Origin of the sequence: Neisseria sp. 83E34 (genome assembly GCF_001308015.1) — a bacterium.
Classification (GTDB): domain Bacteria; phylum Pseudomonadota; class Gammaproteobacteria; order Burkholderiales; family Neisseriaceae; genus Neisseria.
The window spans coordinates 1-19,211 of the sequence record NZ_LGYH01000010.1 but is presented as its reverse complement, the minus strand read 5'-3'; the positions used below and the strand labels follow the sequence as shown (position 1 = coordinate 19,211).

14 protein-coding genes and 1 pseudogene are annotated in these 19,211 nt (G+C 47.1%); 8 read left to right on the top strand and 7 right to left on the bottom strand.

Annotation, left to right across the window (positions count from 1 at the left end):
• Positions 1 to 66 precede the first annotated feature (66 nt).
• Positions 67 to 1,011: a serine hydrolase gene (locus tag AKG09_RS09840; RefSeq protein WP_054619275.1), complete on the bottom strand. Its 945-nt coding sequence runs from the start codon at positions 1,009 to 1,011 to the stop codon at positions 67 to 69.
• Between the two features lie 337 nt (positions 1,012 to 1,348).
• Between AKG09_RS09840 and clpX the strand changes: the two genes are divergently transcribed.
• Complete coding sequence (gene clpX / locus AKG09_RS09835) at positions 1,349 to 2,626, top strand: ATP-dependent Clp protease ATP-binding subunit ClpX (RefSeq protein ID WP_054619274.1); 1,278 nt, start codon at positions 1,349 to 1,351, stop codon at positions 2,624 to 2,626.
• Positions 2,627 to 2,688: 62 nt separating this feature from the next.
• Here clpX and AKG09_RS09830 read toward each other — a convergent pair whose 3' ends face one another.
• Together AKG09_RS09830 and AKG09_RS09825 are read right to left on the bottom strand one after the other, a co-directional pair.
• Complete coding sequence (locus tag AKG09_RS09830) at positions 2,689 to 3,159, bottom strand: type IV pilin protein (RefSeq protein WP_054619273.1); 471 nt, start codon at positions 3,157 to 3,159, stop codon at positions 2,689 to 2,691.
• Between the two features lie 79 nt (positions 3,160 to 3,238).
• Complete coding sequence (locus tag AKG09_RS09825) at positions 3,239 to 3,667, bottom strand: type IV pilin protein (protein ID WP_054619272.1); 429 nt, start codon at positions 3,665 to 3,667, stop codon at positions 3,239 to 3,241.
• 363 nt (positions 3,668 to 4,030) lie between these two features.
• Between AKG09_RS09825 and AKG09_RS09820 the strand changes: the two genes are divergently transcribed.
• The 4 genes from AKG09_RS09820 (at position 4,031) to AKG09_RS09805 (ending at position 9,914) form a co-directional block, all read left to right on the top strand.
• Positions 4,031 to 5,209 (top strand): efflux RND transporter periplasmic adaptor subunit, encoded by a 1,179-nt coding sequence (locus tag AKG09_RS09820; RefSeq protein ID WP_054619271.1) that lies wholly within the window; start codon positions 4,031 to 4,033, stop codon positions 5,207 to 5,209.
• An 18-nt stretch (positions 5,210 to 5,227) separates the two neighbouring features.
• Complete coding sequence (locus AKG09_RS09815) at positions 5,228 to 7,168, top strand: MacB family efflux pump subunit (RefSeq protein ID WP_054619270.1); 1,941 nt, start codon at positions 5,228 to 5,230, stop codon at positions 7,166 to 7,168.
• 79 nt (positions 7,169 to 7,247) lie between these two features.
• On the top strand, positions 7,248 to 8,630 hold the full coding sequence (locus AKG09_RS09810) for a TolC family protein (protein WP_054619269.1): 1,383 nt from the start codon (positions 7,248 to 7,250) through the stop codon (positions 8,628 to 8,630).
• Between the two features lie 84 nt (positions 8,631 to 8,714).
• Positions 8,715 to 9,914 carry an acetylornithine/succinyldiaminopimelate transaminase gene (locus tag AKG09_RS09805; RefSeq protein WP_054619268.1) on the top strand — a complete coding sequence of 400 codons (1,200 nt, stop codon included), beginning with the start codon at positions 8,715 to 8,717 and terminating at the stop codon, positions 9,912 to 9,914.
• 67 nt (positions 9,915 to 9,981) lie between these two features.
• Here the strand turns inward: AKG09_RS09805 and AKG09_RS09800 are convergent, their stop codons facing one another.
• From AKG09_RS09800 to ppsA, 4 genes are all read right to left on the bottom strand, one after another.
• Entirely contained in the window at positions 9,982 to 10,491 is a 510-nt protein-coding gene (locus AKG09_RS09800; RefSeq protein WP_054619267.1) for a TPM domain-containing protein, read from the bottom strand.
• Positions 10,491 to 11,393 carry a YgcG family protein gene (locus tag AKG09_RS09795; protein WP_054619266.1) on the bottom strand — a complete coding sequence of 301 codons (903 nt, stop codon included), beginning with the start codon at positions 11,391 to 11,393 and terminating at the stop codon, positions 10,491 to 10,493. Before AKG09_RS09795 ends, AKG09_RS09800 begins: the two co-directional genes overlap by 1 nt.
• A gap of 85 nt (positions 11,394 to 11,478) precedes the next feature.
• Positions 11,479 to 12,069, bottom strand: a complete 591-nt coding sequence (locus tag AKG09_RS09790) for a LemA family protein (RefSeq protein ID WP_054619265.1) — start codon at positions 12,067 to 12,069, stop codon at positions 11,479 to 11,481.
• Between the two features lie 322 nt (positions 12,070 to 12,391).
• Positions 12,392 to 14,779: a phosphoenolpyruvate synthase gene (ppsA, locus tag AKG09_RS09785; protein ID WP_054619264.1), complete on the bottom strand. Its 2,388-nt coding sequence runs from the start codon at positions 14,777 to 14,779 to the stop codon at positions 12,392 to 12,394.
• A gap of 432 nt (positions 14,780 to 15,211) precedes the next feature.
• Between ppsA and AKG09_RS09780 the strand changes: the two genes are divergently transcribed.
• The 3 genes and pseudogenes from AKG09_RS09780 to AKG09_RS11950 form a co-directional block, all read left to right on the top strand.
• Positions 15,212 to 16,030, top strand: coding sequence for a pyruvate, water dikinase regulatory protein (locus tag AKG09_RS09780; protein ID WP_009116278.1), 819 nt, complete (start codon positions 15,212 to 15,214; stop codon positions 16,028 to 16,030).
• Between the two features lie 442 nt (positions 16,031 to 16,472).
• Positions 16,473 to 18,986 carry a TonB-dependent siderophore receptor gene (locus AKG09_RS09775; protein ID WP_054619263.1) on the top strand — a complete coding sequence of 838 codons (2,514 nt, stop codon included), beginning with the start codon at positions 16,473 to 16,475 and terminating at the stop codon, positions 18,984 to 18,986.
• Between the two features lie 114 nt (positions 18,987 to 19,100).
• Positions 19,101 to 19,211: pseudogene (locus AKG09_RS11950) on the top strand (IS5/IS1182 family transposase); the annotation flags it as partial.

Below are 19,211 nucleotides of genomic sequence, written 5' to 3'. Positions count from 1 at the left end.
AATGCCTGTCTGAAAATTTTTCAGACAGGCATTATTATTTATAGACCGCTCGGTTAAAACTGAGTTTTAAGACGGGCGCTGATTCATCCAAGATTCGATGCGTCGTGCATCGTTTACGCGGGTAGCTGATGAAGGTGAGTTCAACAGAATAATCGTTACAGGTTGTTTTTGCACATTGGCTTTAACTACCATGGAGCGACCGGATTCGCGAATGTAGCCGGTTTTCTGCAACTCAATATTCCAAGAGCCTTCGCGTACTAAGGCATTGGAATTTTTATAATTTTGTTTGCCGGAGGCCGTGTACACCGAGCTGTAGTTAGAGGTGCTCAGCTGGCGGATTTTTGAGTAGCCGCTAGCAGCGGAAACCAGCTTGCTCAAGTCGCTGGCAGTCGATACGTTGCGGTAATCCAAGCCAGTTGGTTCGTAGAAACGGCTGTTGGTCATGCCTAAAGATTGGGCTTTTTTATTCATATCGGCTACAAATGCGCTCATGCCGCCCGGATACGTACGGCCTAAAGCGTGGGTGGCACGGTTTTCGCTCGACATCAGACTTAAGTGCAGCAGCTGGCCGCGGGTAAGCGTGGTGCCTATTGCTAAGCGGCTGCCGGTACCTTTTCTGCGGTCTATCTCGTCAGACGTTATGGTTATTTCTTCATTCAGGTTTTGTCCGCCATCCAATACAACCATTGCCGACATCAGCTTGGAAATAGATGCAATAGGCATAACCCGGTTCATGTTTTTCTGATACAGAATTTCACCGGTTTTGTTATTCATAATCAAAGCAGATTGTGAAGAAAGCAATGGACCTGCCATGGCCGCCTGCATTTCGATTTGTTGTGCAGGGTTTTCGGCAATAAAGTTGCCGATAGGATCGTGCTCGGTGGGGAAGTTTTGCTCAAGGAATTGGCCGAGTACGTCTAAATCGTTTGCCGCGGCAGGTAAAGATGCTGCAGTTAAGCCGATACCGAGTAATATGGCTGCAATGGTTTTCTGGTTACGTTTCATCAACATAAGAAAAATCGCTTTCTGATGTTTAAAATAGGGATTTGTAGACGGTTGGAATATAAATGCTAATAATTCTGTAAACGATATAATAAGTTACAGTATTTGCCGTGAAATTTTAGATTTGCGGCGTTATTTTTTTATTGTCGGTCAGGTTGCTTATTTTTGTAAAGTACAGTTTGCCTAACTTGGCATTTATTTGCCAAGGCTTTGCGTTGTTGTGTTGCATGCCTGTCTGAAAAAGCAAGGGGTTGTTTGAAAAAGTGGCGGATAATTATTATACTTTATGTTTTGTCAGGCGTTTTTGCGCTTGAAGTATTTATCACATCACAAGACTGGATCATCCATGACCACGGAAAATGAAAATCGAACTTGCTCGTTTTGCGGTAAAGCAGAGCATGAAGTAAAGAATTTAATCGAAGGCGAACATGCATTTATTTGCAACGAATGTGTGGAAGCGTGTGGTGTGATGCTGGGCGGCAGCGAAGCGCCTGAAAGTGGAAAAGTAGGGCAGGACAAAGATTCGGGATTATCGAATAAATTGCCTACGCCTGCAGAAATTGTTGCAAATCTGAATGACCATGTAATAGGCCAGGATCAAGCGAAAAAAGCCTTGGCTGTGGCAGTTTATAATCATTATAAACGCCTGCGCCACCCCAAGGAAAATAATAATGTGGAGCTTTCAAAGAGCAATATTTTGTTGATCGGCCCTACCGGATCGGGTAAAACTTTATTGGCTCAATCTTTGGCCAGAAAATTGGATGTTCCTTTTGTGATGGCTGATGCCACTACACTGACTGAAGCGGGTTATGTGGGCGAAGATGTTGAGCAAATCATTACCAAATTATTGGGAAAATGTGATTTCGATGTTGAAAAAGCCCAACGCGGAATTGTGTATATTGATGAAATCGACAAAATTTCGCGTAAAAGCGATAACCCTTCCATTACCCGCGACGTGTCGGGCGAGGGGGTGCAGCAGGCTTTGCTGAAATTGATTGAAGGCACGGTTGCCAGCGTGCCCCCACAAGGTGGGCGTAAACATCCTAATCAGGAATTTATTCAAGTAGATACCACCAATATTTTGTTTATTTGCGGTGGTGCGTTTGCCGGTTTGGAAAAAGTTATCCGTCAGCGTACGGAAAAAGGCGGCATCGGTTTCGGAGCAGCGGTACATAGTAAGGATGATGATTCTAAAATTACCGAGCTTTTCCAAACGGTTGAACCGGAAGATTTGATCAAATTCGGTCTGATTCCTGAGTTGATTGGTCGTTTGCCGGTGATTGCTGCGTTGGCAGAATTGGATGAAGATGCGCTGATTAATATTTTGACCGAACCTAAAAACGCATTGGTGAAGCAGTATCAAACACTGTTTGAAATGGAAGGTGCAGAGCTGGAAATAGAAGAAGCGGCGCTGCGCAGTGTTGCCAAGCTGGCTTTGGAGCGTAAAACAGGGGCGCGGGGTTTGCGCTCAATTTTGGAAAAATCACTGTTGGATACCATGTATTTGCTGCCGGATTTGAAAGATGTGAAACGCGTTTTGATTACGGCTGACGTGGTTGAAAAGGGCGAGCAACCTAAGCTCTTTTTGGCAAATGGAAAAGAATATGAGGCGAAGGCCGGTTAGTTTTTTTTTTTGATGAATGCCTGTCTGAAACATGCGCGAGTTTTCAGACAGGCATTTTTTATTTAATACACGATTCTGCACTGTTTGTCAGTGCTGTTGGCACCTGAGAAGAAATTATCGTTGTCATCGCATGTGCTTTTGCTGGATTCGCAAATGATAATTTGCTGGGCTTCGTTGATTTTAATAATACGCGGCTCTGCATTTTTGTTGAATGCTACGGCTTTTAATGTAAACCGATCGGTGTTCGCGCCGCGGGCATTGCCTTGAGGTTTGATACAGAAATGGTTATTGGCAGTAATGGGAAGAGTGGGCCAAGTGGTGGAGTTTTGTTTGAATGAACGATTCTGTAAATAAAAATTTTCCATAAAACGGGCATTTTCAATTAAAACGCCTTGTATTTCGGCTATTCTGGCATCGCGAACGTAATTGCTGTAAGCAGGGTAGGCAATTAGGGCGAGAATGCTGAATATGGCAATAGCGATCAGCATTTCGGAAAGTGTGAAACCGTTGTTTGATGGATAATTATTCTGCATAATTTAACCTTTATGTGATAAATAAACAAGTTATAGTTATGCATGTTAGTATGTTAAATTAAGGCGGATTTGTCAAAAATTAAGGTTGGATTTGGCAACCGGTATCTGAGGGGCCTGAGTTTGAAATATCGTTAATCGAATTACAGATAACCAAGATATTGCTGTCGTTCAGTTGTAAGACACGCTGCTCGTTGGCGTTGGTTGTTGCATTGGGGCGGGCTTGCAGGGTAAAGCCATCGGCAGTAGGTGAGCCGTCGGCAAATTGGATAGAAAAGAAACGGTTATCGTTTTTTAAATTATTGAAACCGATAAATGTACGGTTTTGAATGTAGTAACGCTCAAGCTGCTGGGCATTGTAGATTAAATCGGCACGTGCGTTTTCGATGCGGGTGTCGCGGACGAATTTTTCGTAAGAAGGGTAGGCGATTGTGGCTAAAATGGCCAAGATTAATACGGCTATCAGCATCTCGGCGAGAGTGAAGCCGTTTTGTTGGTTTTTGATGTTCATAGTATTTTTATATGTCAGTAAAACTGAGTTTTAGTTTTGCAGAAACTTGTTTCCTTGCAGAAACTTCGTTTTCTTAAATCATGAAAAAACTTTTTTCATGAATCCCGTATTTTCTTGTATTGGAAAACATTTTGAATTATAGCCCTATTCTTGCTTCAAGAGGAGTGAAATCAACTTGGTATGTGAAAATATTTGTTTCGCTGTGTTAGAACCGTTGCAAACTTTTTGGCGTTGTGTAAAACAAGTATCGGATTGTTTTTATAAAACAAAGTATTGATGGAGCTGGAAAAATTTAAACTTGGCGGTATGTATGGTATGCAGTAAACTTTGTTGCAATTTAAACATACATTAGAGTATTTATAAATGAAAAAAGCCATCAAATGGATTGGGGGCGTGTTGGTGCTGGCTGTAATCGCTTATACCGGCTGGCAATATATGAAGCCGGAGCAGAAGCCCGTTTATATTACGGAAACAGTAAAGCGAGGCAAGCTCAGCCAAACGGTTTCGGCAACGGGCGAGTTATCTTCTTCCCATTTGGTTGAGGTGGGTGCGCAAGCGACAGGCCAGATTAAAAAGCTCTATGTGAAACTCGGCCAGCAGATAAAAAAAGGCGATTTGATTGCCGAAATTGATTCAACTTCGCAGCGTAACGAACTTAACACGCTCAAAGCCAAACTGGAAACTTATCAAGCGCAACTGGCTTCTGCCAAAATTTCTTTAAATTCAGCTGAGAAAAAATATAAACGGGAGAAAACACTGTGGGCAGAAAATGCCACGTCAAAAGAAGAATTAGAGAATGCACAAGATGCGCTGGCAGACTCAAAAGCCAAAATTACCGAATTGCAATCAACCATCAAGCAAACACAAATTTCTATCAATACAGCGGAAGCTGATCTCGGTTATACCCGTATTGTCGCGCCTATGGACGGCACGGTTGTCGCACTGCCGGTTGAGGAGGGGCAAACCATTAATGCGGCTCAAAGTTCGCCTACTATTATCCAGCTTGCAGATTTGGGCACCATGCTGAATAAAATGCAGATTGCCGAAGGTGATATTACCAAAGTGAAAAGCGGCCAGAAAATTCAGTTTACCATCCTTTCCGAGCCGGATTCGCCGATCGAGGCTACGCTTGAGAGTATAGATCCGGCTTTAACCACTATGTCGAACAGCACCGGCAACACCAGCGTCAGCGCGGATAACAGCAGCTCGGCCATCTATTATTACGCACGGGCTCTGGTGCCTAATCCCGAGGGTAAACTTTCGATTGGCATGACCACGCAGAATACGGTATTCGTTACCAGCCGCGAAAACGTTCTGATTGTTCCGGCTTTAACTGTGAAAAGACGCGAAGGTAAGTCTTATGTTCAAGTTCTGGATGCAGCGGGTTATGCCCATGAAAAAGAAATTCAGACAGGCCTCAAAAACAGTTCGTCGGTTGAAGTTACTTCGGGGTTGAAAGAGGGCGATAAAGTGGTGGTGTCTGAAGCCAGTGGAGATGAGTGGCGGAATGATGAACGGAGCCGTCGGGGTGAACCGTTGTAAACCGGGCGGAGAAGCCAGATGAGTTTGATCGAATGTAAAAATATCAACCGCTGTTTTGGTTCGGGCGCCAATCGCGTACATGTGTTGAAAGACATCAACCTGAAAATCGACAAAGGCGACTTTGTAGCGATTATCGGCCAATCCGGTTCGGGTAAATCCACTTTGATGAATATTCTGGGCTGCTTGGATACGCCCAGTTCCGGTTCATACATGGTGGACGGCGTTGAAACTGCCAAAATGGAAGCCAACGAATTGGCAGGGCTACGCCGCAAGCGGTTTGGGTTTATTTTTCAGCGTTACAATCTTTTGAATGCGTTGAGCGCGCGTGACAATGTGGCCTTGCCGGCGGTTTATGCCGGCTTACCGCATAAAGAGCGTTACAATAGAGCGAATGCTTTGTTGCACCGGCTGGGCTTGGAAGGCAAAGAAGAAAATAAGCCCAGCGAGCTATCAGGCGGCCAGCAGCAGCGGGTAAGTATTGCGCGGGCTTTGATGAACGGCGGTGAGATTTTGCTGGCCGATGAACCGACCGGCGCGCTGGATTCGAAAAGCGGCGAAAATGTGATGGACACTATCCGTCAGCTGCATAATGAAGGCCATACCATCATTATGGTTACGCACGATCCGAAAATCGCTGCATTAGCCAACCGTGTGATTGAAATCAAAGACGGCTATATTATTTCCGATGTGAGTAAAAACAGCGAAGTAGCTCCCGGCTCGGTAGAAACCCTGCCTGAAAACCGCTCATGGCTGTTTCGCAAAGACCAATTGCTCGAATCGTTCAGAATGTCGGTGCAGGCTATTATGTCGCACAAAATGCGCTCGCTGCTGACCATGCTCGGCATTATCATCGGCATTGCCTCGGTGGTGTCGGTGGTGGCTTTGGGCAAAGGCACCCAAACGAAAATTTTGGGAGATATTGCGGCAATCGGCACCAATACCATCAGCATTTATCCCGGTAAGGGATTTGGCGACCGCTTCAGCGGCAAGATTAAAACGCTTACTGTAGCTGATGCCGAAGTTATCGGCAGGCAGAGTTATGTGTCGAATGTCACGCCGATGACGGCTTCAAGCGGCACAATCACTTACCGCAATGCCGATTTAACCGGCCAGCTTTACGGTGTGGGTAACCAGTATTTTGATGTGCGCGGTTTTAAGTTAGATGAAGGGCGCTTGTTTGACGAGCAAGATGTAAAAGACAATGCGCAGGTTGTGGTGATTGACCAGAATACTTTAAAAAAATTATTTCCCGACAATGAAAATCCGTTGGGCAAAGTGATTTTGTTTAAAAAGCGGCCGCTTACCATCATCGGCACGGTGAAGGAAGAAAAAAACGCATTCGGCGGCGATTCAGACAGCCTTCAGCTCTGGTCGCCTTACACCACCGTGATGAATCAGATTACAGGCGAGCGGCATATCAGCTCGCTCATCGTGAAAGTGGGCGACAATGCCAGTTCGCAGGCAGCGGAAAACGGCTTAACCGAGCTGCTGATTTCGCGCCATGGCACGGAAGACTTTTTCATGCGCAACAGCGACAGCATCAAGCAAACCGTAGAAAGCGCTACCGGTACGATGACGTTGCTGATTTCCAGCATTGCGCTGATTTCGTTGGTGGTGGGCGGTATCGGCGTGATGAACATTATGCTGGTGTCGGTAACCGAGCGCACCAAAGAAATCGGCGTGCGTATGGCGATAGGTGCGCGGCAGGGCAATATTTTGCAGCAGTTTTTGATTGAGGCAGTATTAATCTGCCTGATCGGCGGGATGACCGGCATTGCGCTTTCGATATTAATCGGTATGACTTTTAACCATTTCGTTACCGATTTTGCCATGACGTTTTCCGCCATGTCGGTTGTCGGTGCCGTAGCTTGCTCCACCATTATCGGCGTGGTGTTCGGTTATATTCCGGCTAACCGGGCATCCAAGCTCAACCCGATTGACGCATTGGCACATGATTGACCAGTTTCAGACAGGCATAGATAGCACAAGCTTTTTGTTAATCACAATGCCTGTCTGAAAGCCTATGGAATATAAATTAATGAAGCACACTCCTTTTTTTCAGACAGGCATCCGCCTTGCGGCTGTGTTGATTATCAGCGCATGTGCTGCCGGCCCGAAAACCGATTCCGGCCTCACAATCGAATCTTCCGGCAGCATCATTTCCGCAGAGCAGGCCGCTGCCCGTTATCAGATCGACACCCAATGGTGGGCGGCATACAACAATACCGGCTTGAATGCACTGATTCAGCAGGCTTTGGCCAATAATGCGGACTTGAAAAAGGCTGCTATCAATGTGAACAAAGCGCTTTATCAGGCCAAAATTTCAGGTGCCGGCCGCTTGCCAACCTTAGAGGGTTCGCTAAGCGCAAGCACCCGAGAAAACCTCAAAACCGGTGAAGGTAGCCGAACATTCGGCAGCCAAGCCGGTTTGAGCTATGAAATCGACTTGTGGCGCAAGCTGCAGGCACAAACTAATGCCAAAGTGAGCGAATATCAAGCAACACGCTATGATTTGGAAGCTGCCAGGCTTGCATTGATTAACAATGTGGCCGATGCTTATTTCAATATCGCTTATCTGAATGAAGCCATCAACCTGAGCGAGCAAACCCTAAAGCGTTATCAAGAAATTAAACGTATCGCTGCCGCGCAATACCGCGAAGGCAAGGTTTCCTCGGCCGATCCCCGTCAAAGCGAACAAACCCTGTTGGCAACCCAAAACAACTTAATCAGCCTGAAACGTGCGCGTGACACACAAGAACAAACCTTGCGCAATCTATTGAATCTAAAGCCAAATGAAACCATAGGTATTATTGCGACCGATTATAAACTGAGCCATCCGATTAATGTCGATATGAACGTACCGATTGCCACATTGGCCAACCGCCCCGATTTGCGCGCGGCAGAAGCCCGCCTGCAAGCCGCCGTGAGTAATGTGGAAGCGCAAAAACGCAGTTGGTATCCCAGCGTTACTTTGGGCGCGACGTTAAGCACTGCATCCGATAAGGCCAGAACCATGTTTAACGTACCGTTTTTGGGTGGTAATGTGAGTGTGAACCTGCCTTTTTTGAATTGGAAAACCCTCAAATGGCAAGACAAAGCCGTGCAGGCTGAATTTGATGGCGCTGCTGTTGACTTTGAAACCGCACTGACTACCGCGCTGAATGAAGTCAACACTTATTATTTGGCCTATGAAAAAGCCCGCCAAACTTCAGCAAACGTACAGCAGAAATATGAGTCGGACAAAAAGAACAGCCGCTATTACCAACTGCGTTACCAGCATGGTAAAAACAGCCTGAAAGACTGGCTTGAAGCGCTTAACACCGAATACAGTTCCGCGCAGGAAGTGTTGAACCAGCGCTATGAAGTGCTGCGTTATGAAAATTTGATATTCAAGGCGATGGCGGGTCGTTACAGTAAGTAAGCCGGAAACAGAACCAATAGTAGAGCATGGTGAGATAGCACAGCGATAAAATTAACTAAAGCATCTAAAAATAAAGGAAAAATAATGCAGAACTACATTACCCCGAACTTCTCTTTCGCCCCCGTCATTCCCGAACGCGCTTCGGGCAGCCGCGTTTGGGATACCGAAGGGCGGGAATATATTGATTTGGCGGGCGGTATTGCGGTAAACGCGCTCGGCCATTGCCATCCTGATTTGGTGGAAGCGCTCACGCAGCAGGCGCACAAAATGTGGCATATTTCCAATATCTACACCACACGTGCCGCACAAGAGTTAGCGCAAAAACTGGTTGAACACACGTTTGCGGAAAAAGTATTTTTCTGCAATTCCGGCGCCGAGGCCAACGAGGCCGCGCTGAAGCTGGCGCGTAAATACGCGCGCGATCACTACGGTGCGGAAAAAAACGAAATCATCGCCTGCGTAAATGCGTTTCACGGCCGTACGCTGTTTACCGTGAGCGTGGGCGGGCAGCCGAAATACAGCCAGGATTTTGCGCCGCTTCCTGCGGGAATCAATCATGTGCCGTTCAACGACGTTGCTGCGTTGGAAACCGCAATAAGTGATAAAACCTGCGCTGTGATTATCGAGCCTGTGCAAGGCGAGAGCGGTGTGTTGCCCGCCGCGGTGGAGTATTTGCAGGCCGCGCGCAGCTTGTGCGACAAATATAATGCCTGCCTGATTTTTGACGAAGTTCAGACAGGCATGGGGCGTACGGGCAAATTGTTCGCCTATGAACACAGCGGCGTGTTGCCAGACATCATGACTTCAGCCAAAGCATTGGGCTGCGGTTTCCCTATCGGCGCTATGCTGACTACCGAAAAGATCGCGTCCAGCTTCGGCCCGGGCTCGCACGGCACCACCTTCGGCGGCAACCCGCTTGCGTGTGCGGTGGGCTCAAGAGCGTTTGACATCATCAATACGCCGCAAACACTAGCACATGTAAACGGGCAGGGTGCAAAATTAAAGCAAATGCTGACGGCATTGGGTGCAGAAACCGGCGTATTCCAAACCGTGCGCGGCGAAGGCCTGCTGATAGGCTGTGTATTGGCAGACGATTACGCCGGTAAAGCAAGCGAGATTACCGCCCTGGCTTTAGCACATGGATTGATGATTTTGGTGGCAGGCTCGAACGTCGTGCGTTTGGCGCCGAGTCTGCTGATTACAGATGAAGAAATTGAAGAGGGCGTATCCAAGCTGCGTTCGGCTTTGCAAGAATGGTTGCAGGTTTGCGGCAAGAACGGATAAAACCGCGCTGAAATGAAACCAATGCCTGTCTGAAAAACTGTTCAGACAGGCATTGGTTTATTAAGGCTTATCTTAATACCACATCATTCGGTAATTCATCCACTGATTCTTGCGGGCATTGGGGAAAATGTTCGGTAAGCACGGCGGTAACGTCTTTCAGACCGCGTTCTAAGCCAGCTACAAATTCAGCGCGTTTGAAATGCATCAGCATATTTTGGCAAACTTCTTGCCATTGCTGCGCGCTTACTTTTGCTGCGATGCCCCGGTCGGCCACAATTTCTACTGCGTGGTCGGCAAACGAAATATAAACGAGTACGCCGGTATTTAATTCGGTATCCCACACATTTAGCTCGCCAAACCATTGGCGCGCGCGTGTGCGGGTGTCTAAGCCGTTTAATATGGCGGCCGAGGGGTAGCGGGATTCAATCACAAACCGAACCTGGCCTTGATGGTTTTTTTCAGACAGGCCTATGTTTTCGCTGATGCGTTTTAAATCCTGAGTTGGGAAATAACGTTCGACACGTTGGCGCGGGTGCAGCCAGTGTTGCCACAAACGTTTGAATCTGTTTTGTTTCATTACCAGCCTCCTGATGCGCCGCCGCCGCCGAAATTGCCGCCGCCGCCACTAAAACCACCGCCGCCGAAGCCGCCGCCTCCACCGAAGCTGCCGCCACTCCAGCCGCCCCCGCCGAAACCGCCACCAAAGCCGCCGCCTCTACCGCCACCTCCTGAAATAAAGGCTGTGGAGCCGATAAGGAACGATAAAACAGCTCCGGCAAATGCTGCAATGATTGCGATGATTGGTCCCCAACCGAACAGCATACTGGCACCAAACATGACACCGCCGGTCAGCAGGCTGCCAACCGTGCGCCCGAAAATGGCTTTCAAAAAACCGCCGGCAAAAAAGGGAAGGATTAGCAGTAAAATAAAGCTTTCACCAAAATCTTTACCATTGTCTTGGTTAGGATGTGCCGCTTCAGGCAATTTTTCGCCGGCAATCAATTTTTCCAGTTGTGCCGTGGCTGCAAAAATACCTTGATCTACTTGGCCGTTTCGCAGGTGAGGGCGTAACACATCCTCTAGAATCCGCTTGGCATATACATCGGGAATTGCACCTTCCAAGCCTCTGCCTACAGCAAGATGGGTTTTGCGTTCATCCCGCACCAGAAGCAGCAACACGCCGTCGCTGATGTTTGCCCTGCCGATTTTCCATTGCTCCATCACACGGGCGGAATAATCAAATGGTGTTTCCGGGGCGATGGCGGGCACGGTAAGGATTACAATCTGGCTGCCTTTTTCACGGCTGTATTGCAGCAAGTGCTGATTCAGCTCTTCACGCGCCTGCGGCTGCATCATGTGTGCAGTATCCATCACGGGCGCGGTAAGCGGCGGCACGCTTGCCAGCTCGGCGGCAAACAGCCAGACGCTGCACAGCATCATGGCCAAAAATGCACCCAAGCGTTGCGTTAGAGATAACATGGCTTTCCTTTTTGCATTGGCTTTCGGGCGATGCCTGTCTGAAAAACAATTAAGCAGTCAGGCGGGAATGTTTCGGCCGCTACGCTTAAAACGCCACTTTAGGTGAGGTGGAAACCGCCGCTTCGTTTTCTACGGTAAAGTTGGCACGGGTTTTCATACCGAAGATTTTGGCAGTGATGTTTTGCGGGAATTGGCGGATGGTTGTGTTATAAGTTTGAACCGATTTGATGTAATTGTTGCGCGCCAGAGAAATGCGGTTTTCAGTGCCTTCAAGCTGGGCTTGCAAGTCGCGGAAATTCTGGTCGGCTTTCAATTGCGGATAGTTTTCGGAAACCACTAACAGGCGGGATAATGCGCTGCTCAATTCGCCTTGGGCTTGTTGGTATTGCTTTACTTTTTCAGGGTCGGTAGCGTCTTCCGCCGTCATCTGAATGCTGCCTACTTTGCTGCGCGCCTCGGTTACGCGGGTAAATACTTCTTCTTCGTGTTTGGCATAGCCTTTAACAGTGTTAACGAGGTTGGGAATCAAATCGGCACGACGCTGGTATTGGTTCAATACTTCGGACCAGGCAGCATTAGCCGCTTCGTCTTGAGTTTGCATGGTGTTGTAGCCGCAGCCGCTTAAAGTGAACATGGAAGTAATAAGGGCTAAGGTAGCCAACCATTTTTTAAACATATGAGATACTCCGTGGAATTGAAAAAAGTTCAGGCAGCGTGTTTACCAGTTCATTGTGATTAAAATGCAGGCTGCCCGAGTTGAGATTCAGTATATAGGAAAGAAGAATACTGTAAAACCAAGCACCGGTTAAACGGTACTGTTCAGGTGTTGCTGGTCATGAGAGGCTATGGTTAAGCTAAGTGGTGCTGTCAAGCCTCGGTATGACGGAACGTACTATTTTAAGTTAATGCACTGTATCAAAGCAGGGATGCCTGTCTGAAACTTATTGATTAGATAAAGAAAAACGCTGCTTGAAAAGCAGCGTTTTTTCAGACAGGCATTATTTCTTCAGTTCGTTAGCCAGATACAGCCAAGTTTCAATTACTGTATCAGGATTCAACGATACGCTTCCGATACCTTCTTCAACCAGCCATTTGGCAAAATCTTTATGGTCTGAAGGGCCTTGGCCGCAAATGCCTACATATTTATTGTGTTTGCGGCAGGCAGAGATAGCCAGATGCAGCATCACTTTTACTGCGGGATCGCGCTCGTCGAAAGTTGCCGCAATCGGGCCGCCGCTGTCTCGGTCTACACCCAAAGTCAATTGGGTCATATCGTTGGAGCCGATGGAGAAGCCGTCGAAATATTGCAGGAACTGTTCTGCCAGCAAAGCATTGCTCGGCACTTCGCACATCATGATCAAACGCAAACCGTTTTTGCCGCGCTCCAAGCCATTTTCTTTCAAGGCTTTGATTACCAGCTCGGCTTCAGACAGAGTGCGAACGAACGGAATCATGATTTCAACGTTGGTCAGGCCCATTTCGTCGCGCACATATTTCAATGCTTTACATTCCAAAGCAAAGCATTCTTTGAAATCATCAGACACATAGCGTGCGGCACCACGGAAACCCAACATCGGGTTTTCTTCGTGCGGCTCGTAACGGCTGCCGCCAATCAAACCGGCATATTCGTTTGATTTGAAATCCGACATACGCACAATGACTTTGCGCGGATAAACCGAAGCAGCAAGTGTAGCAACGCCTTCGGCGATTTTATCTACATAGAAGTCGACAGGAGAAGCGTAGCCGGCAATGCGCTCGGTGATTTCTTCTTTGATGTCGGCATCTTGGCGGTCAAATTCCAACAGAGCTTTCGGGTGGATACCGATTTGGCGGTTGATGATAAATTCCATACGCGCTAAACCAATACCTTCGCTAGGCAGGTTGGAGAATGAGAATGCCAATTCGGGATTGCCCACGTTCATCATGATTTTGGTGGGTGATTCAGGCATATTGTCGAGCGGAATGTCGTTCACTTCGACATTCGCCAGGCCGGCATAGATCAAACCGGTATCGCCTTCCGCACAAGACACGGTCACTTCTTGGCCTTCGCTCAATACTTCAGATGCGTTGCCGCAACCTACAACGGCGGGAATACCCAATTCGCGTGCAATGATGGCTGCGTGGCAAGTACGGCCGCCGCGGTTGGTTACAATCGCTGCCGCACGTTTCATTACTGGTTCCCAGTCCGGGTCGGTCATGTCGGTAACCAGAATATCACCGGCTTGAACTATATCCATCTGAGAAGCATCTTTAACCAAGCGTACTTTACCTTGGCCTACTTTCTGACCGATCGCGCGGCCTTCGCTCAACACTTCACCTTTGTTACTGAGGTTGTAACGGCGCAATACGCGGTTGCCGGTTTCTTGAGATTTAACGGTTTCCGGGCGGGCTTGCAGAATGTACAGTTTGCCGTCTAAGCCGTCGCGACCCCATTCGATATCCATGGGGCGACCATAGTGCTCTTCAATAATCAGGGCATATTTGGCCAATTCGATAATTTCATCGTTGGAGATGGAGAATTGTTTGCGGTCTGCTTCCGGCACATCAACAGTTTGTACAGACTTGCCGGCTTGGGCACTGTCGGTAAAGGTCATTTTGATGAGCTTCGAGCCCATGGTTTTACGCAGGATAGCAGGTTTGCCCGCTTTCAGCGTGGGCTTGTGAACATAGAATTCGTCTGGGTTTACAGCGCCTTGTACGACGGTTTCGCCCAAGCCGTATGATGAAGTAACGAAAACAACGTCTTCAAAGCCTGATTCGGTATCGATGGAGAACATTACACCGGCTGCACCGCTGTCTGAACGAACCATGCGCTGTACACCGGCAGACAATGCAACGATATCGTGGGCAAAGCCTTTGTGTACACGGTAAGAAATGGCACGGTCATTGTAGAGAGAAGCAAACACATGGTGCATAGCTTCTTTTACATTTTCCAAGCCATTGATGTTCAGGAATGTTTCTTGTTGACCGGCAAACGACGCATCAGGCAAATCTTCCGCAGTGGCCGAAGAACGAACGGCTACGGAGATTTGATCTGTGCCCGCATCGGCAACCATTTTGTTCCATGCGGTTTCGATTTCCTGATCCAATTGTTCGGGGAAGGGGGTTTCCAGAATCCATTGACGGATATCTTTACCTACCCGTGCCAATTCGGTTACATCTTCCACATCCAAAGTAGCCAGAGCGGCAGAGATGCGCTCATTCAAGCCGTTGTGAGCCAAAAATGCGCGGTAAGCATCGGCTGTAGTAGCGAAGCCGCCGGGTACGCGGACGCCTTTTTCCGTAAGCTGACTGATCATCTCGCCTAAAGAGGCATTTTTACCGCCAACGCTTTCCACGTCGGTCATACGCAGGTTTTCAAACCAGATAACGTAATTTGAAGACATTGTTTCTAATCCAATTGCAGGGGTTAAAAGAAAAATTAAATCTTTTGCCGCGCCATTCTAACCAGTCAATCGGATTGTGTCATGTTTTTTTAAATAAGCGGTAGTTTTTCCGGAATTGCAATATTGCGGAAAATGCTTTGTATAAGCTTATGAAACTAAATAATATCTTTTGTTATAATACATGTAATTCTTTGTAAAATAGGCGCTTATGAATAAATTAATCACTGTTTTTTGCTATATAAAATGATGGGTTGCTGGCTTATTATTTTAAATTTTTATATATTTTGACATTTTATTTTTATTTCAGGCTGAATGATAAAGCGTTGTAATTTGATGTAGCGGGCTTTAATCTGCTTCCAATAAATGCCGCAGATTGTTATGATTCCTGCTTTTAGAAAATTTTATTAACCAGCTTTTTAAAGAGAGAACAACATGTCGCGCCGCAGAGCATTTTTTATATCAGATAGAACCGGTCTGACTTCCGAAAGTATGGGTGAGGCATTGCTTGACCAATTTGAAGGGGTGCAATTCAAGCGCGTTACTTATCCGTTTGTCGATACCGTAGAAAAAGCCCATGCGATGGTGCAGATCATAAACAATGCGGCGGAGCAGGAAGCCCAGCGTCCGTTGGTGTTTACGAGTATTATCGATCCTGATATACGCAAAATCGTACAAAGCAGTGTAGGTTTAAACCTGAGTTTTTTTGATGCTTTTTTGCATCTTCTGGAAAAAGAATTGGGTGTGAAAGCGCGTAATTCAATCGGTAAACTACACAGCATTACTGATACTGATCGTTATGATGCCCGTATGGAAGCCGTGAACTTTTCTTTGAACCACGATGATGGGATCAGCGCTAAAGATTTGGAAACAGCCGATGTGATTCTGATGGGCGTGTCGCGCAGCGGCAAAACGCCGACTTGCCTGTATCTTGCTCTGCAATATGGTATTCGTGCGGCAAACTATCCGCTCACCCCTGACGATTTGGAATCAACGGATTTGCCACGAATGGTTAAACCTTTCAAAAACAAGCTGTTCGGTTTGACAATTCAGCCTGAGCGTTTGCAGGAAATCCGTCAGGAACGCCGTCCGGATTCCAGATATTCAAATATCAATACTTGTAAGAGCGAGGTAAATGATGCACAAGCGATGTTCCGTCGCCACAATATTGCATTTACCAATACAACGCATAAATCGGTTGAAGAATTGGCAGTTAGTATTATGCAGGCGTGCAATCTAAAACGCCGTTTTTAAACGATAATATATTTTAGTGATAATGCCTGTCTGAAAGATGGTTTCAGACAGGCATTATCACTATAAGCCAACCAAATTACTATCGATATAAGGCTGCAAGCCGAAAACAATACGGGCACGGGGCTGATTTTTTGCTGCTTCAGCAGCTTATAAAATCGTTCTCTTTGAGTTAAGGCGCGGCAATGCCGTAGCAAAAATTAAGTTGATTGATTATATTCCGGCTATCTGCCGTGATGCTTGGGTTTTACCTGATATCTCATTAGTTTCAAAGTCATATATGGCAACAGGTATCTATACTCTAGGTTGTTACTACATTTAAGCTTATATAATTCATTAACTTATTTGGTGTTTTTGTTTTCCACCCTTTTTCAGCTTCTCTCTATACGAAATTTTACTTATAATTGTTATGTTATAACAAATTACTTGGGAAATTTTGAAAATCATGGGAAAAACTAAAATAGCTTTAGGGGTGTCGCTGGCTTTTGTTTCGCAAGCTGTTTGGGCGGAGACGTCTGAAGAAAATATGATAAAAGTAGACACGGTTATCGTGAAAGGAGAACGTTACACCGCCAAGTCGGAAGGAGGAGTGTGGAATCAAGACAGAATCGCCGCTACTCCCAAGGGGAACGGTACAATCAATGATTTGCTGCGCACTAGTCCGGGTGTGCAGTTTTCCAATACTGAAGGTACGGCCGATAGTGCAGGGGAAATCGCGCCGCCGAATATTTCGTTTCACGGAGAGAAGTTTTACAACAACCGTTTTTCGATTGACGGTGTGAGCAATGACAGTAATCTGAATCCTGCGCACAATGGCTCTAATACGCAGCTGGATGCGGATACAATAAACACGCACACAGTGGGCGAATTGCCTGCGGGGCACCCGCAAGCATTTTGGATAAGCCCTTCGTTGGTGGAGAATATCAAGGTTAAAGACAGCAATATTTCTGCGAAATATGGCCGCTTTACCGGCGGCGTGGTGGATGCTGATTTAATTAAAGCAAACAAAGACAAAGCATTCGGCAGCGTGTCATACCGTACCACACGCCATACTTGGACGCATCATTATATTGATCCTCTATATGCCGACGAATATCGCGCGGGGCAATCGTCTAATACGCAGCCAAAGTTCACCAAGCATGAGTCCAACCTTACGCTGAACCAACCTGTCGGTAAAGATTCGGCAGTGTTGTTTTCATACAGCCGTCAGCGTTCTTCCATTCCTTTTGTCCACCAACATCTGGGGCAGTTGACCAAGCAAAGGCGTTTGGCAGAAACCTTTCTATTGAGAGGCGCACACCGCATCAACGACGACAACAATCTGTCGGCAACAGTGATGTATTCCCCGCATTATGCCACTTATCATCCGGCTAACTATAAAGACGGCCGCTTTACCAACAGCGGCGGCGGATGGCGTTTCGACTTGGATTGGGAACGCTACGCCGGTTTCGGCAGAATGCAGACCAAATTGAGCTACCGCAGCACGGAAGAAAAAACCGCCTACGATCAAGACAACTTATACCGCTACAACGACGACACGCCGTCGATAAACTGGACGACCCATCCCGAAGTGGATGAGGCGGCCGTGGGCGGTATCGGCACCAGCCGTTCTTTTGGCAAGCACATCAATCTGCAACAGCATTTCGAATTTAACGAAGCAGATTGGGGAAATTGGAAGCACAGTTTCAATGCCGGTTGGGAAGCGGAATATGCCGAAAAAGGTTTTGAGCGTAAAAAGCCCACTATTATTTACGGCGGCCCGAGAATGACCGACCGAACGGACTGTACCGAATGTATTCCTGGCGAACAATTCTTTACAGGCTATGCTTACAATTATCCTGCCAACATCAAAGTCAACACGCATAATCTCGCCCTTTACGTAGAGGACGATATCGAAAGAGGCAATCTTCGCCTGAAACCGGGCATCCGTTTGGATTACAACGGTTTTCTGAAAAATACCGACATCGCGCCCCGCTTCGCTTTCGACTACCGTTTGCCGCTGAAATCGGCAAAATTGCATGTGTTCGGCGGAGCGAACCGTTATTACGGTAGTGAAATGTTGACCTACAAATTGCGCAGCGCACATGTATTCCAACGCAATTTCGACCGTTTCGAACTGGATGATCCGTGGACATCGCGTGAGTTGAGGGAGCCTCGTTACGACAGCAGCGATCTGAAAACACCATATAGCAACGAATGGAATCTGGGCGTGCGCCAGCATATCGGCAACAGCGAATGGCAATTGAAATGGGTGCGCCGCAGCAGCCGAAACCAGTTTTTAACCAAAGAAAAAATCGATGAAAACGGCCTAACTTACCGGGTACTTGCCAATACAGGCCGTGCCGACAACGATACATTCAGCTTTTCAACCGGCTTGAATGAGCCTTGGGCGCTCGGCTCGACATTGCTCCGCTGGCGTGCGGGTGCCGATTACAACAAACGCCGTTCCAACCAAATCGGCACGTTCCAAAACTATGACTGGAGCGAATGGGATGTGAAGAAAGTATTGGTTGACGGCAAGCTGAAAGATCCTTATGACCTACCTGCGATGGATTTCAACCAACCGTGGAACGCTTTTGTCGAAACTGAACTGGCCGTTCCTAAATGGCATTTAACTTGGACACAACGCTGGCGCTATTCTCCCGGTACGGTGGAATATATACGGGAAAACATCCGCTGCACCCCGGAGCGTGCTCAATTGTGCCAAGGTTATATCGGCAATCTAAGCAAGTTTGACCAAATCAAATACAATTCCGCGCTGATTGCAGACTGGCATTTTTCATGGGAGAAACCGCTGGCTAAAACGCAAAAACTGGAAGTGAATCTGGACGTATTGAATGTATTTAACCGCAAAGTTGTCGGCAAAAAGATTTATACGCCCGAATGGCAAGAAAAAAAGCGCGATTTATCTTATAAAACAGGACGCCAGTTTTGGCTGGGTGCGAAATATTCTTGGTAATCAAGCTGAAAACGGGGTGAGAAGAAACCCCGTTTTTTCAGACAGGCAGAGACCTTTGTAAAACTTCCCTCCCAATCTCCTAAATTCCCTACCAAGACATTTAGGGGATTTTTCATGAGCACCTTCTTTCAGCAAACCGCACAAGCCATGATTGCCAAACACATCGACCGTTTTCCTTTGTTGAAACTGGAGCAGGTGATCGATTGGCAACCGATCGAGCATTAC